Source organism: Pseudomonas sp. PAMC 25886 (assembly GCF_000242655.1).
GTDB lineage: Bacteria > Pseudomonadota > Gammaproteobacteria > Pseudomonadales > Pseudomonadaceae > Aquipseudomonas.
Window position 1 is genome coordinate 21,177 of the sequence record NZ_AHHC01000014.1, and the last position, 14,193, is coordinate 35,369.

The following is a 14,193-nucleotide window of genomic DNA, read 5'->3' on the forward strand; positions in this document are numbered from 1 at the left end:
TTGTATCAGGCGTCGGGCTTCCAGCCGCCACCCAGCGCCGTCACCAACCCCACACTCGCTTGCAATTGCCGCGTCTGCACCGCCTGCAACGTCCTCTGCGCCTGCAAGGCCGCCGTCTGCGCCGTCACCACATCCAGATAACTCACCGCGCCCGCCTGATAACTGTTCATCGCCAGCGCCTGCGTGTGCTCGGCCGCATTCGCGGCGGCCTGTTCATCCATCGCTTCCTGCTGCAAATCACGCAATTGCCCAAGGTTGTCTTCCACCTCACGCACTGCCCGCAAAACCTGGCTACGGTAATGCGCCGAAGCCTCTTCAAACTCGGCTTTGGCCTGGCGCTCATTCGCACTCAACCGCCCGCCATCAAAGATCGGCAGGTTGACCAGCGGCCCCAGTGCCCAATACCGATTGGCCGCCGAGAACAAGTTGCCGACACCCTGGGTCTGCCCGCCAATCAACCCGGTCAAACTGAAGTCCGGGTACCACGCGGCCTTCGCCACGCCGATGTTCGCGTTGGCGGCAAACACCCGTCGCTCCGCCGCCGCAATATCCGGCCGGCGTTGCAGCAGGTGGCTCGGCAGCTGTTGTGGTATTCCAGGCAACGCGATCAGTTGCGTGCTCGGCGGCAGTTGGAATTCGCTGGCGGAGACACCCACCAACTCCCCAATCGCATGCTCGGTGAGATTGCGCTGGCCACGCACGTCATCCAGCTGCGCCTCGGCTTCAGCCAGCTGGTTCTGTGCGCGGGTCAGGTCGAGTTCCGAGGCGATCTGCCCTTCATACCGGCTGCGGGTCAGTTGCAACGCCTGGCCAAAATCGTCCAGGGAACTGCTGAGGATCCGGCTCTGGGCATCCAGCCCGTTGAGCTGCACGTACAGCGTCGCCAACTGATGCTGCAGGCTCAGGCGTGCCACCGCCAAATCGTCCCCGGAGGCTTGTGCCTGCGCGTCACCCGCTGCCACCTGGTTGCGGATTTTGCCCCACAGATCCAGATCAAAACTCAGCGCAAAACCGGCCGTGTTGCTGTTGTACACCGAAGGCTGGGTATCACCCCGCAGCGGCCGGCTGTCTGATTGCCGCTGGCGCAACGGTTGTGCGCTGGCGGTGATTTGCGGGAACAACCCGGCATGCAGTTGGCTGGCGTAGGCCTGGGACGCATCGAAATGCGCCAGCGCCGCTGCGAGGTCCGGGTTGGCCTTGAGCAGTTGTTCCTGCAGGTCGTTCAGGCGCTGGTCCTGGTACAGCTGCCACCACTTCGGCGCCAGTTGATCGGACGGTTGCGCGCTGTGCCACGGGCCGTCGCTGGTCTGTTCGCGGTACTTGGCCGGCAGGTCGAGGGTCTGTGCCTTGTAGGTGGGCGCCAGCGAGCAACCGTGCAGTGCCAGCAATACCAGGGCCGCGAGGGGTTTAAGCCTTGGGCGCATGGGCACCTCCGGCGTCGGCCATTTGCACGGCGTCGCCTTCGCGCAACGCATCGGGCGGGTTGTCGACCACGCGGTCGGCGGGTTTCAGGCCCTGGTCGATCACCAGGCGTTCGCCCAGGTCGAGGCCGATGTGGATGTCTTGCAGGTGCACGTGATTCTTCGCATCCAGTACCGCGACCTGGGTGCCTTCGGCGCGGAAGATCAATGCGCTGGCCGGTATGCTCACGCCATGGGTATCGGCCGGGATGGCCAGGGTGGCTTCGGCGTAGTCGCCGGGCAGCAACTTGCCGTCCGGGTTGTCGGCCACGAACTGCGCAAGCAAGGTGCCGGAGCGGCGGTCGATGGCGGTGGAGTCGCCCATCAGCTTCGCGCTGAAGTGTTCGCCGGGATGCTCGGGTACCGTCAGTTGTGCGGCCAGCCCCGGATGAATCACTGCTGCATAGTTCTGCGGCACCGGCACGTAGAGGCGCAGTTGGTGGGTGTCGGCGATGTCGAACAGCTCCGGATCGCTGTCGCTGTCGGCCTTGATCAGTTGGCCGATATCGGTGTTGCGCGCGGTGATCACACCGGCGAACGGTGCGCGGATGGTCTTGTAGTCTTCCAGCGCCGAGAGCCGTGCATAGTCAGCTTCGGCAGCCTGGGCGTTGGCCTTGGCGGCCAGGGCATTCGAGGTTTTTTCATCGGCCTCCTGGCGCGAAACCGAATGGCTGTCCAGCAGGTTTTTCCAGCGGGTGGCGGTGGTTTCCGCCAGGCGTGCATTGGCCTGTTCCTGCACCATGCGGGCGTGGGTTTGCGCCACTTGCTGGTCGAGGTCTGGGCTGTCGATTTCGGCGAGGATTTGCCCGGCCTTGACCTGGCTGCCGATGTCGACTTTCCAGTCTTTCAGGTAACCGCTGACCCGCGCATGAATCGGTGCCTTGCTCCAGGCTTCGAGGTGCGCGGGCAGGCGCAGGGTGTCGCCGGCCGCGTTCTGTTTGGGCTGGAATACCAGCACTTGCGGGACAGCGGCGGTTTCAGTCCAGGCGGTGACGGATTTTTCATGCATCGTACGGGCGTGCAGGCCGTTGGCGACCAACAGGGCGGCCAGTGTCAGGCCGCCGACACCCATGAGCATCAGACGCTTGCGCGAGGGTTTGTGATCAGACGACATGTGGGGTTTCTCCAGCAGCAGCGCGAGTAGGGTGACGACCGTGGACCAGACTGAAGACCACGGGTACAAACAGCAAAGTGGCAGTGGTGGCGAGGATCAGGCCGCCGATCACGGCACGTCCCAGCGGCGCGTTTTGTTCTTCGGACAAGGCCAGCGGCAGCATGCCGATGATCATCGCCAGGGCGGTCATGCACACCGGGCGGAAGCGTGTGTAGCCAGCCTCAAGTGCCGCCTTGAGGGCATCGCCATGTTCGGCCAGGCGCTCTCGGCAGAAGCTCACCACCAAAATCGAGTTGGCGGTGGCCACGCCCATACAGAGGATGGCCCCCGTAAGCGCAGGCACCGACAATGAGGTGCCGCTGAGGAACAGCATCCACACGATGCCCGCCAGGGCCGCCGGGAGTGCGGTGATGATCACGAACGGGTCGGTCCAGGACTGGAAGTTGACCACGATCAGCAGGTAGATCAGCACCACCGCACCGAGTAGGCCAAAGCTCAAACCGTTGAACGCTTCATGCAGGGCATCGATCTGCCCGTGCAGGCTGATGGTCGCGCCTTTGGGGCGCATCGGGGCCATGTCATTCAGCACCTTTTGCACGTCGCTGGCGACGCCGCCAAGGTCGCGGCCTTGCACGTTGGCGTACAGGTCCAGGGTCGGCTCGATGTTGTAGTGGGTCACCACCGCCGGGCTTTGCACGCGGGAGATCGTCGCCACGCCCCCGAGGATCTGCGACTGGCCATCGGCACCGGTCACCGGCAGCGCTTCCAGAGACGGCAGGCTGTCGAGGCGGTATTGCGGCGTTGCAGCCACGATCGAATACGACACGCCGTTGGCCGGGTTGAGCCAGAAGGTCGGCGCCGTTTGCGAACTGCCGGCCAGGGACGCAACCATGCTGTTGGTCACGTCACGCTCGGTAATGCCCAGTCCGTTGGCGCGCATCCGGTCCACGTTGACTTGCAGCGACGGATAGCCGGTGGACTGCTGGATACGCAGGTCGGCGATGCCCGGTATGTGTTTCAGGCGACGTTCCAGTTCGATGGCGTAGGCGCGGTTTTCTTCATCGCTGCGCCCGGAGATTTTCACGTCCAGCGGCGCCGGCGAACCGAAGTTGAGGATCTGGCTGCTGATGTCTGCCGGGAGGAATGCGAACTGGCTGCCGGGGAAACTTTCGGGCAGCGCTTCGCGCAGTTTTTTCACGTAGTCGGCAGTCGGTGCATGGTCTTTTTTCAGGGTGACCTGGATGTCACCGTCCTGTGGGCCGATGGTGCCGCTGCTGCTGTAGGCCATGTCGATGCCGCTCAGCGGGATGCCGATGTTGTCGACGATGGTGTCCAGCTCGTCTGCCGGAACGATCTCGCGAATCCGCGCTTCAATCCGGTCAAACGCCGCAGCGCTTTCTTCGATCCGCGTACCCAGCGGCAAGCGCACGTGCAGGGCCATGGCGCCGGCGTCGGTGGCCGGAAAGAAGTCCTGGCCCAGGCTTGGCAACAGCAGGAACGAGGCGAGGATGCACGCCAGGAACCCCACGATGAACCGCTTGCGTGCGCCCAGGGCGAGGGTCAGCAGGCTGTGGTAAACGTCCCGCAGGTTGGAGAAGTGACGCTCGAAACCCTGCTGGAAATTCAGCACCGATTGCAGCACGGCGTTGCGTTGGGGTTTGTGCTGGTCGCCCTCGTGGTGGTTGATGAATGCATCTTCCGGGTGATGACCTTCGCCTTGCTCCGGCACATGAGGCTTGAGCAGGAACATCGCCAGGGTCGGTACCAATGTCCGCGAGAGGATGAACGAACTGGCCATCGCAAAAATCACCGCCAGGGCCATCGGGCGGAACAGGTAGCCGGCGATGCCTTGCAGCATGAACATCGGAACAAACACGATGCAGATACACAGCAGGGACACGAACGCCGGGCCGACGATTTGCTTGGCGCCGTCGAGGATCGCGTCCTTCACCGCCTTGCCTTGTTCCAGGTGCCAGTTGATGTTTTCGATGGTTACCGTGGCGTCATCCACCAAGATCCCCACCGCCAACGCCAGCCCGCCGAGGGTCATGACGTTGAGGGTTTGACCGGTGGCCGCCAGCAGCGCGATGGCCGACAGCACTGCCAGGGGAATCGAGGCGGCGATGATGATGGTCGAGCGCCAGCTGCCGAGGAACAGCAGGATCATCGCACTGGTCAGCAGGGCCGCGATGATGCCTTCCTGGGCCACGCTGCCCACCGACTGTTTGACGAACACCGAGGCGTCCCCCAGCAGTGAGGTCTTCAGCGAGGGCGGCAGGGTTTCATTGATGCGCGGCAGCATCTGGCGGATGCCGTCGATGATCGACAGGGTGGAGATGCTGCCGTTTTTCAGGGCTGGCATCAGCACGGCACGGTGGCCGTCGACGCGCACGATGTTGGTCTGCGGCGGCGAGCCGTCACGCACGTGGGCCACCTGGCCGATGGTAATGATTGCGCCGTCGACCGTCTTGATCGGCAGGTCGTTGAGCTCATCAATCGCCTTGGGGCTGTTGTTGAGCAAAATCGTGTATTCGTTGGGGCCGAGTTTGGCGGTACCCACGGGGATGATCTGGTTCTGCAAGGCCAGGGCGTTGCCCACGTCTTGCGCCGACAGGCCTTTGGCGGCCAGCGCCTGCGGGTCGAGGTCGAGGGTGATCTGGCGTTGCTTGCCGCCCATCGGGGTTGGCATGGCCAGGCCGGGCAGGGCACTGAGCGGCAGGCGGATGTTGTTCTGCACCAGGTCGCGGATCTTCGCTTCCGACAGGCTGGGGCTGGAGAATGCCATCTGCAGGATCGGCACCGTGGAGGCGCTGTAGTTGAGGATCAGCGGTGGGGTGATGCCCGGTGGCATCTGCTTGAGTACGGTTTGTGACACCGCTGTTACTTGAGCGTTGGCGGTGCGGATATCCACGCCGGGCTGGAAGAAAATCTTCACGATGCCCATGCCGGGTAACGACTGCGATTCAATGTGTTCGATGTCGTTGACGGTGGTACTCAGGGAGCGTTCGTAGGTGTAGATCACGCGACCGGCCATGGCGTCCGGAGACAGGCCGTTGTACTGCCAGACCACCGCGACTACGGGGATGCCAATGTCGGGAAATACGTCGGTGGGGGTACGCAAGGCCGCCATGGGCCCAATGATGCAGATGAAAATTGCCAGCACGATAAACGTGTAGGGCTTGAGCAGTGCGGTCTTTACCAGCCCGAGCATGCCGTAACCTCCAAAGGAGTGGGATTGCAAACGCTCGCAGTCTTGACGGACCCACCTAACACGCACCTTTCAGCCAGGTGAAGGAAGATTTAGTTAACGGCTGAAGATCCTTTCATATGTATTCATTTGTTCAATAATGGTGACAGTACCAAGCTGGATACCGATCGAACGGAAGTCGTTTTGCCCGTTCACTCTTTATCCATTTGGAGTTCTGCCATGTCTCTTAAACCCTTGTTGTTGATCCCGGCCTTGAGTGCGGTCCTGCTGTTGTCGGCGTGCGCCGGCCCGATTCCGAAAGCGGACCCGAGCGAAGCCTGGATCGGCCTGCAAGAAGAGGCGCCCAACGACCTGATGGCCGAGCGGGTAGACGGGAAAAACATTGATGATGGTCGCTACTTCGAAGTGAAACCCGGCGCCCATCGCCTGGATGTCACCTTGTTTGAAGAAGAGGCGGGGGATGACAACCAGCAGGATTGTCGCGGGCATGTTACCTACGGCAACTTCAAGGCCGGCGAGCATTACACCCTGGTGGAATCCAGCCTCGGTACCACGGTACGCGCCGAGTTGAAGGACAGCCACGGCAAGGAATTGGCGCAGACTGAAGACTTCAGCTGCATGCCTGGCTAAGGCGTCAGGCGTGGTGCCCGGCGGGTTTGTGCAGCTTGCCGGGTGCTGCGGGTTTTACTTGAGGGTGATGGTGGCGACGGGTTACGCGCATCACGCCCCAGAGCATGGCGGCGGCGACGGCCAGCCAGCCACAGATCAAAAGCAGAATCGTTGTTGTCAGGCTCATTAAGTGCCTCCTTTCGCCCGGTACAGGGCACACACTGTCTTCTCAATGGACAGTCTAGCTATCCGCAGGTTGCCTGCTATTGACCAATGGTCGTGTGCGTCCAACTTGTTTGCTCTATGGCGGGCCTTTTACTGCGGTACAAGGCTATACCCGCGCTCAAGAGCGTCCTATGATCAGGGCCCACGTCGGCCGTTGATCAAGTGAGTGACGAAGTTGCGGTTTCCCTCGAACATTAAAACCTCCTGGTGGGTCGCAGCCTGTTTCATGGGGCTGGCAGCCTGCTCCTCGCACCCAAAACCCACGAGCATCCCGGGCCTGCCGGAGAGCGTCGAGCTCAAGGGCGTGCCGGCGTTTCGCGGCGAGACTTACCTCGGTGGCCCGGCTGCTCTGGCCAGCATGCTGTCTCAACAAGGCATTGTGATTACACCGGGCTTGCTGGATAAGCCGCTGCATTTGCCGGGCGCCGAGGCAGACCTTGAGCGCAACATGCAGGTGTTGGCCCGTGAATACGGGATGCTGGTGTACCCGCTGGACGAGCAGCTGCCGGCGATGCTGGCGCAGGTCGCGGCCGGGTACCCGGTGATGGCGCGTATCACCCAGGGTTCGACCTTCTGGGCGGGGCCGCGGTATGTCGTGGTGGTGGGCTACAACAAGCAGAAGAGCATGGTGCTGCTGCGGTCGGGGTTGGCGCGTCGCATGCCGATGGACTTCAGCGCCTTTGAGTCGGCATGGAAAGACGGCGGCAAGTGGGCCGTGCTGATTCAGCGGCCTACCCAGTTGCCGGTCAAGGTCGACGCCCAGCGCTGGCAGCAGGCTGCCAGTGCCACGGCCCAGGCGGGCCAGGAACAGGCAGCGGCCCAGGCGGTCAAGACCCTGGCCAGTCAGGCCAAATAAAAAACGGCGCTCAAGGGCGCCGTTTTTTTATGCCGCTGTTTACCTGTCAGCGGGACTCGGTCACCTGGACATTTGCCCGTGGACGGTTCTTCAGGTTCTTGTCAGCCTTGTAGCGCAGCGCCACGTCTGGCACGGAGCCGCTCTTGCCAGTCTCGACCCAGCTGCGGATACGGCTGGCATCGGCAAAGTGGGTGAATTTGCCGAAGGCGTCGAGGATCACCAGCGACACCGGGCGATTGCCCATGCTGGTGACCAGCACCAGGCAGTGGCCGGCCTGGTTGGTGAAGCCGGTCTTGGTCAACTTGATGTCCCAGTTGGCGCGGTTGATCAAGTGGTCGGTGTTGGAGAAGCCCAGGGTGTAGTTGGGTTTGCGGAACGAGACGGTCTTTTCCTTGGTGGTACTCAACTGGCTGAGCATCGGGTATTTGCGTGCGGCGGCCAGCAGCTTGCTCAGGTCGCGAGCGGTAGACACGTTGTGGATCGACAGGCCGGTAGGTTCAACATAATGGGTGCTGGTCATGCCCAGCGCCTTGGCCTTGGCGTTCATCGCCGCGATAAACGCCGGGTAACCGCCCGGGTAGTGGTGGGCCAGGCTGGCGGCGGCACGGTTTTCCGAGGACATGAGGGCAATCAGCAGCATCTCTTTGCGCGGCATTTCGCTGCCGATCTTGACCCGGGAGAACACGCCTTTCATCTCCGGCGTGTCCTTGATGTTGATGTCGATGTATTCATCCATGTTCTGCTTGGCTTCCAGCACGATCAGGCCGGTCATCAGTTTGCTCACCGAGGCGATCGGCACGATGACATCCGGGTTGCTGGCATAGATGACCTTGTTGGTCTGCAGGTCCACCACCATCGCACTGCCGGAGGCGATGTGCAGGGTGGACATGTCGCGGGGAGCGATCGTGGTTTCGCTTGCGCTCGCGAAGGTGCCTGTAAATGCAAAAAATAGGCTGACAATGGAAAGATGAATTTTCACGCGGATGAACTCGCTAAAAAAGTAGGGATATACCGTTCTGCAACGGAGGTTCTGACAAATAACGTTACATTCTAGAAGTATGGATCAGAAACTGTCGAATGTTCTTCTAGAAACAGATGAAACCCCTTAAAAACAAAGAAAAAAGTACTTTTTATCCGGCCAATAAAAAGCCCTGCGATAAGGCAGGGCTTTTTCAGAGCGGCTGGTTATTAGCTGTGCAGGGTTTCGGCTGCGTACAGGGTATTTTCCAGCAGGCAGGCGCGGGTCATCGGGCCAACGCCACCCGGTACCGGGGTGATCCAGCCGGCGCGGGGCAGGGCAGTTTCGTACACCACGTCGCCCACCAGCTTGCCGTCGTCCTGGCGGTTGATGCCCACGTCGATCACGATGGCGCCTTCCTTGATCCACTCACCCTTGACCAGGCCCGGCTTGCCGGCGGCAACCACCACCAGGTCGGCGCGGCCGACGTGGCCGGCCAGGTCCTTGGTGAACCGGTGGGTGACCGTCACGGTGCAGCCGGCCAGCAGCAGTTCCATGGCCATCGGGCGCCCCACGATGTTGGATGCGCCCACGACTACGGCATCCAGGCCGTACAGATCGACGCCGGTGCTTTCCAGCAGGGTCATGATGCCCTTCGGGGTGCACGGGCGCAGGAGCGGGATGCGCTGGGCCAGGCGGCCGACGTTATAAGGGTGGAAACCGTCGACGTCTTTGTCCGGGCGGATGCGTTCGAGCAATTTGGACGCGTCCAGGTGCTCGGGCAACGGCAGCTGCAGCAGGATGCCGTCGATGGCAGGATCGTCGTTGAGGCTGTCGATCAGGTCGGTGAGGGCCTGCTGGGTGGTGTCTTCAGCCAAGTCGTAGGCTTTGGAAATAAAGCCGACCTCTTCACAGTCTTTACGCTTGTGCGAGACATAAACCTGAGAGGCAGGATCGCTGCCGACCAGGATCACCGCGAGGCCCGGCGTGCGCAGGCCTTGTTGGCTGCGCTCGGCGACTCGTTTGGCGATCTGCTGGCGCAGGCTGGCGGCGATTGATTTGCCGTCGATAAGTTGTGCAGTCATTACGCGTGATTAACCATCGAGAGGGGGAAGAAAAGTGCGCGCATTCTCGCATGCCATGGCGTGAGGGCAAAGGCGCTTGGTCTGCAAATTCCCCTAACCCCTTAAATAAAATGAATTTTTTATAAAAAGGATTTGACGGGTTTCGGGTCCATCTATACTATTCGTCGCACTTGTCGGGCACAGCCTAGCACTGGTTAGTTTGTAATCCTCCAAGAGTACAGATTAATAAGGCGCCCGTAGCTCAGCTGGATAGAGCATCCGCCTTCTAAGCGGATGGTCGCAGGTTCGAGTCCTGCCGGGTGCGCCATTAGGCAGCTTTGGCACAAGTAGCGCAATATGGTGGGCGTAGCTCAGTTGGTAGAGCACGGGATTGTGACTCCCGTTGTCGAGGGTTCGATCCCCTTCGTCCACCCCATATTCAAAGGGCGCCAGATTAACAGTCTGGCGCCTTTGCTTTAAGAGCTTCATGCGGATGTGGTGGAATTGGTAGACACACTGGATTTAGGTTCCAGCGCCGCGAGGCGTAAGAGTTCGAGTCTCTTCATCCGCACCAAATAAGTTTCGTGAAGGCCTGCTGGTCGTCGCGAGGCTCAACAAATAGCCGTTTTGACAGGCTTTTTGGTCACGCAATATGGTGGGCGTAGCTCAGTTGGTAGAGCACGGGATTGTGACTCCCGTTGTCGAGGGTTCGATCCCCTTCGTCCACCCCATATTTCGAAAGGCGCCAGATTAATAGTCTGGCGCCTTTTTTGTTTCAGCGGTTTGAAGTTTCAACGCGGTCGCAGGTGCTGGGCTGCAAGGGCAGGGCGTTTCGTCGTATTTATGTTGCTCGATGATGCCGCGCTGCCCGCCGGCCTTGCTCGCAGGGTCGGTTGTCAGGGAGATGATCGGCAACCGCTTCTATATATAGAAGGGTTGGCGCAGAGCCCTGGCGTGATGGGATGTATTTGCTACCGGGGCGAGGTGCATTCGTGCATTCGCACCTATAAATTGCCTGCTGCTTTTTTACCCGTTTTCAGTAGGGTGACTTCTTGAGTTTGACCCACTAGAATGCATGCCCTTGATTCTGGGGTCGGAAACGGCCGGCTAACGTCTGTGCAACGAGGAATATCCATGCAAGTTTCTGTTGAAAATACTTCTGCTCTTGAGCGCCGCATGAGCATCACCGTGCCGGCTGAGCGCATCGAGACTCAGGTCAACAAGCGTCTGCAGCAGACTGCCCAAAAGGCCAAGATTGCCGGCTTCCGTCCGGGCAAAGTGCCAATGAGCGTGATTCGTCAGCGTTATGAAGCTGATGCGCGCCAGGAAGCAGTAGGCGACGTCATCCAGTCTTCCTTCTACGAAGCTGTGGTTGAGCAGAAGCTGAACCCGGCCGGCGCTCCTTCGGTTGAGCCGAAAGTGCTGGAAAAAGGCAAGGACCTGGAATACATCGCAACCTTCGAAGTGTTTCCGGAGTTCACCGTTGCCGGTTTCGACTCCATCGCTATCGAGCGCCTGAACGCTGAAGTGGCTGATTCGGACCTGGACAACATGCTGGAAATCCTGCGCAAGCAGAACACCCGTTTTGAAGTGGCCGATCGTGCCGCCCAGAACGAAGACCAGTTGAACATCGATTTCGTTGGCAAGGTAGACGGCGAAGCATTCGCTGGCGGCTCCGCCAAGGGCACTCAGCTGGTGCTGGGTTCCAACCGCATGATCCCTGGTTTTGAAGACGGCCTGGTTGGCGCTAAAGCCGGCGAAGAGCGCGTTCTGAACCTGACTTTCCCGGCTGACTATCAGAACCTGGACCTGGCTGGTAAAACCGCCGAGTTCACCGTGACCGTCAACACCGTTTCCGAGCCTAAGCTGCCAGAACTGAACGAAGAATTCTTCAACCAGTTCGGCATCAAGGAAACCGGTATCGAAGGTTTCCGCACCGAAGTTCGCAAGAACATGGAGCGTGAACTGCGTCAGGCCATCAAATCCAAGGTCAAGAACCAGGTGATGGACGGTCTGCTGGCTGCCAACCCGATCGAAGTGCCTAAGGCCCTGCTGTCCAACGAAGTTGACCGTCTGCGCGTGCAGGCTGTTCAGCAGTTCGGCGGCAACATCAAGCCTGACCAACTGCCGGCCGAGCTGTTCGAAGAACAAGCCAAGCGCCGCGTTGTACTGGGTCTGATCGTAGCTGAAGTGGTCAAGCAATTCGACCTCAAGCCTGACGAAACCCGCGTTCGCGAAATGATCCAGGAAATGGCTTCGGCCTACCAGGAGCCTGAGGCTGTTGTGTCCTGGTACTACAAGAACGACCAGCAGCTGAACGAAGTGCGTTCGGTTGTGCTGGAAGAGCAAGTTGTGGATACTGTTCTGCAGAAGGCTAAGGTGACCGATAAAGCGGTCTCTTACGAAGAAGCAGTCAAGCCGGCTGAAGCAGCACAAGCCGACTGATCGCTCAACTCGTTTGAAAATACACCCATAAGCCAGCCTCGCGCTGGCTTATGCGTATTCAAGACATGACTATTTGGGAGTAACTGCAGAGCATGTTCCGTAATTCGTATATTCAGCAGAACTCTGATATCCAGGCCGCTGGCGGCCTGGTCCCGATGGTTGTCGAGCAATCTGCTCGTGGCGAACGCGCCTATGACATCTACTCGCGCCTGCTCAAGGAGCGAGTGATCTTTCTGGTTGGTCCGGTAGAGGACTACATGGCCAACCTGATCTGTGCGCAGCTGCTGTTCCTTGAAGCGGAAAACCCGGACAAGGACATCCATCTCTACATCAACTCCCCGGGCGGCTCGGTAACGGCTGGCATGTCGATCTACGACACCATGCAGTTCATCAAGCCGAACGTATCGACCACCTGTATCGGTCAGGCGTGCAGCATGGGTGCTTTCCTGCTGACCGCTGGTGCTGAGGGCAAGCGTTACTGCCTGCCGAACTCTCGCGTGATGATTCACCAGCCACTGGGCGGTTTCCAGGGCCAGGCATCGGACATCGAAATCCATGCCAAGGAAATCCTCTTCATTCGTGAGCGTCTCAACACGCTGATGGCCAAACATAGCGGGCACACCCTGGAAGAGATCGAGCGCGACACCAACCGTGACAATTTCATGAGCGCCGAAGCCGCACGTGAATACGGGTTGATCGACGCAGTGATCGAAAAGCGCCCCGCTTAATATAAGCAGCTCAAAATAGGGCTGGTCGGCAGGTCCGACCACCAGTGGGCTTGAAAAAGCCCTCAATAGCCTTCATCTTGTGTTGCAAGCCTATCGGATTTGGATCGAACGAATGACTGACACCCGCAACGGCGAGGACAACGGCAAGCTGCTCTATTGCTCCTTCTGTGGCAAAAGCCAGCATGAAGTACGCAAGTTGATTGCCGGCCCCTCGGTGTTTATCTGCGACGAGTGCGTCGACCTGTGCAATGACATCATCCGCGAGGAGGTGCAGGAAGCCCAGGCCGAAAGCAGCGCGCATAAATTGCCTTCGCCTAAAGAAATCAGCGGCATCCTTGATCAGTATGTGATTGGTCAAGAGCGTGCAAAGAAGGTTCTGGCCGTAGCGGTGTACAACCACTACAAGCGTCTGAACCAGCGTGACAAGAAAAGTGACGATGTCGAGCTCGGCAAAAGTAACATCTTGCTGATCGGTCCTACAGGTTCGGGTAAAACCCTGCTTGCAGAAACCCTGGCTCGCCTGCTGAACGTTCCCTTCACCATCGCCGACGCAACCACGCTTACCGAGGCCGGTTACGTAGGTGAAGACGTCGAGAACATCATTCAGAAGCTGCTGCAGAAATGCGATTACGACGTGGAAAAGGCCCAGATGGGCATTGTCTACATCGATGAAATCGACAAGATTTCGCGCAAATCCGACAACCCGTCGATCACCCGGGACGTTTCCGGTGAAGGCGTGCAGCAAGCGCTGTTGAAACTGATCGAAGGTACTGTTGCTTCCGTACCGCCACAAGGCGGCCGCAAGCATCCACAGCAGGAATTCCTCCAGGTTGATACGCGCAACATCCTGTTCATCTGTGGCGGTGCGTTCTCCGGTCTGGAAAAGGTTATTCAAAACCGTTCCACCCGTGGCGGCATTGGCTTCAGTGCAGAAGTACGCAGCAAGGAAGAAGGCAAGAAAGTCGGTGAATCCCTGCGTGAAGTCGAGCCTGACGATTTGGTCAAGTTCGGTCTGATCCCGGAATTCGTTGGCCGTCTGCCGGTCCTGGCGACGTTGGACGAGCTGGATGAGGCTGCGTTGATGCAGATCCTCACCGAGCCGAAAAACGCCCTGACCAAGCAATACGCCAAGTTGTTCGAGATGGAAGGTGTGGACCTCGAGTTCCGTGCTGACGCGCTCAAATCGGTGGCCAAGCGGGCACTGGAGCGCAAGACCGGCGCCCGTGGTTTGCGCTCGATCCTCGAAGGCGTACTGCTCGACACCATGTACGAAATCCCCTCGCAGTCCGAGGTGAGTAAAGTGGTGATCGACGAAAGCGTTATAGAAGGCAAGTCCAAGCCACTGTATATCTACGAAAACAGTGAGCCGGCTGCCAAGGCTGCGCCAGACGCGTAAGCGTTGCACCGCCGAGCTGTACAAAATAAAGGGGCCTTCAGGGGCCCCTTTGTTTTTACTGCGTTTAACTGATGCCATTACGCTTGTTTTTTTTGCAGGCAGCCCCCATCTTGGTTTCAAGCTTACTTTC

Annotated in this window: 11 protein-coding genes and 4 tRNA genes; 9 read left to right on the forward strand and 6 right to left on the reverse strand. The window is 59.5% G+C overall.

Annotated features, from left to right (window positions below):
• Window positions 1-5: 5 nt before the first annotated feature.
• From MUM_RS0103050 to MUM_RS0103060, 3 genes are read right to left on the reverse strand one after another with little or no spacing between them, the layout of a single operon-like run.
• Complete coding sequence (locus tag MUM_RS0103050; protein ID WP_010166817.1) at window positions 6-1,424, reverse strand: efflux transporter outer membrane subunit; 1,419 nt, start codon at window positions 1,422-1,424, stop codon at window positions 6-8.
• Window positions 1,408-2,574: an efflux RND transporter periplasmic adaptor subunit gene (locus tag MUM_RS0103055; RefSeq protein ID WP_010166819.1), complete on the reverse strand. Its 1,167-nt coding sequence runs from the start codon at window positions 2,572-2,574 to the stop codon at window positions 1,408-1,410. Before MUM_RS0103055 ends, MUM_RS0103050 begins: the two co-directional genes overlap by 17 nt.
• Window positions 2,564-5,785, reverse strand: coding sequence for an efflux RND transporter permease subunit (locus MUM_RS0103060; protein ID WP_010166821.1), 3,222 nt, complete (start codon window positions 5,783-5,785; stop codon window positions 2,564-2,566). The genes MUM_RS0103055 and MUM_RS0103060 overlap by 11 nt, the downstream gene beginning before the upstream one ends.
• A 216-nt stretch (window positions 5,786-6,001) precedes the next feature.
• Between MUM_RS0103060 and MUM_RS0103065 the strand changes: the two genes are divergently transcribed.
• Entirely contained in the window at window positions 6,002-6,412 is a 411-nt protein-coding gene (locus MUM_RS0103065) for a PA0061/PA0062 family lipoprotein (RefSeq protein WP_010166823.1), read from the forward strand.
• Between the two features lie 4 nt (window positions 6,413-6,416).
• Here the strand turns inward: MUM_RS0103065 and MUM_RS1000000134555 are convergent, their stop codons facing one another.
• On the reverse strand, window positions 6,417-6,578 hold the full coding sequence (locus MUM_RS1000000134555; RefSeq protein WP_010166825.1) for a hypothetical protein: 162 nt from the start codon (window positions 6,576-6,578) through the stop codon (window positions 6,417-6,419).
• Window positions 6,579-6,842: 264 nt separating this feature from the next.
• On the opposite strand from MUM_RS1000000134555, the gene MUM_RS0103075 reads away from it, so the two are divergent.
• On the forward strand, window positions 6,843-7,472 hold the full coding sequence (locus MUM_RS0103075) for a peptidase C39 family protein (RefSeq protein ID WP_010166827.1): 630 nt from the start codon (window positions 6,843-6,845) through the stop codon (window positions 7,470-7,472).
• Window positions 7,473-7,518: 46 nt separating this feature from the next.
• Here MUM_RS0103075 and pbpG read toward each other — a convergent pair whose 3' ends face one another.
• Complete coding sequence (gene pbpG / locus MUM_RS0103080; protein WP_029615757.1) at window positions 7,519-8,451, reverse strand: D-alanyl-D-alanine endopeptidase; 933 nt, start codon at window positions 8,449-8,451, stop codon at window positions 7,519-7,521.
• Between the two features lie 209 nt (window positions 8,452-8,660).
• Window positions 8,661-9,515, reverse strand: coding sequence for a bifunctional methylenetetrahydrofolate dehydrogenase/methenyltetrahydrofolate cyclohydrolase FolD (folD, locus tag MUM_RS0103085; protein ID WP_010166832.1), 855 nt, complete (start codon window positions 9,513-9,515; stop codon window positions 8,661-8,663).
• 230 nt (window positions 9,516-9,745) lie between these two features.
• Here folD and MUM_RS0103090 point away from each other — a divergent pair.
• The 7 genes from MUM_RS0103090 to clpX all read left to right on the forward strand — a co-directional run bounded on the left by MUM_RS0103090 (window position 9,746) and on the right by clpX (window position 14,063).
• Window positions 9,746-9,822: transfer RNA gene (locus MUM_RS0103090), tRNA-Arg, on the forward strand.
• 32 nt (window positions 9,823-9,854) lie between these two features.
• Window positions 9,855-9,930 (forward strand) — tRNA-His (locus MUM_RS0103095).
• A gap of 53 nt (window positions 9,931-9,983) precedes the next feature.
• Window positions 9,984-10,068: transfer RNA gene (locus tag MUM_RS0103100), tRNA-Leu, on the forward strand.
• A gap of 81 nt (window positions 10,069-10,149) precedes the next feature.
• Window positions 10,150-10,225 (forward strand) — tRNA-His (locus MUM_RS0103105).
• A 403-nt stretch (window positions 10,226-10,628) separates the two neighbouring features.
• A complete protein-coding gene (gene tig, locus MUM_RS0103110) occupies window positions 10,629-11,939 on the forward strand; it encodes a trigger factor (RefSeq protein WP_010166834.1) in 1,311 nt (436 codons plus the stop codon).
• 92 nt (window positions 11,940-12,031) lie between these two features.
• On the forward strand, window positions 12,032-12,667 hold the full coding sequence (gene clpP, locus MUM_RS0103115) for an ATP-dependent Clp endopeptidase proteolytic subunit ClpP (protein WP_003174822.1): 636 nt from the start codon (window positions 12,032-12,034) through the stop codon (window positions 12,665-12,667).
• Between the two features lie 112 nt (window positions 12,668-12,779).
• Entirely contained in the window at window positions 12,780-14,063 is a 1,284-nt protein-coding gene (gene clpX, locus MUM_RS0103120) for an ATP-dependent Clp protease ATP-binding subunit ClpX (RefSeq protein ID WP_003207856.1), read from the forward strand.
• Window positions 14,064-14,193 lie beyond the last annotated feature (130 nt).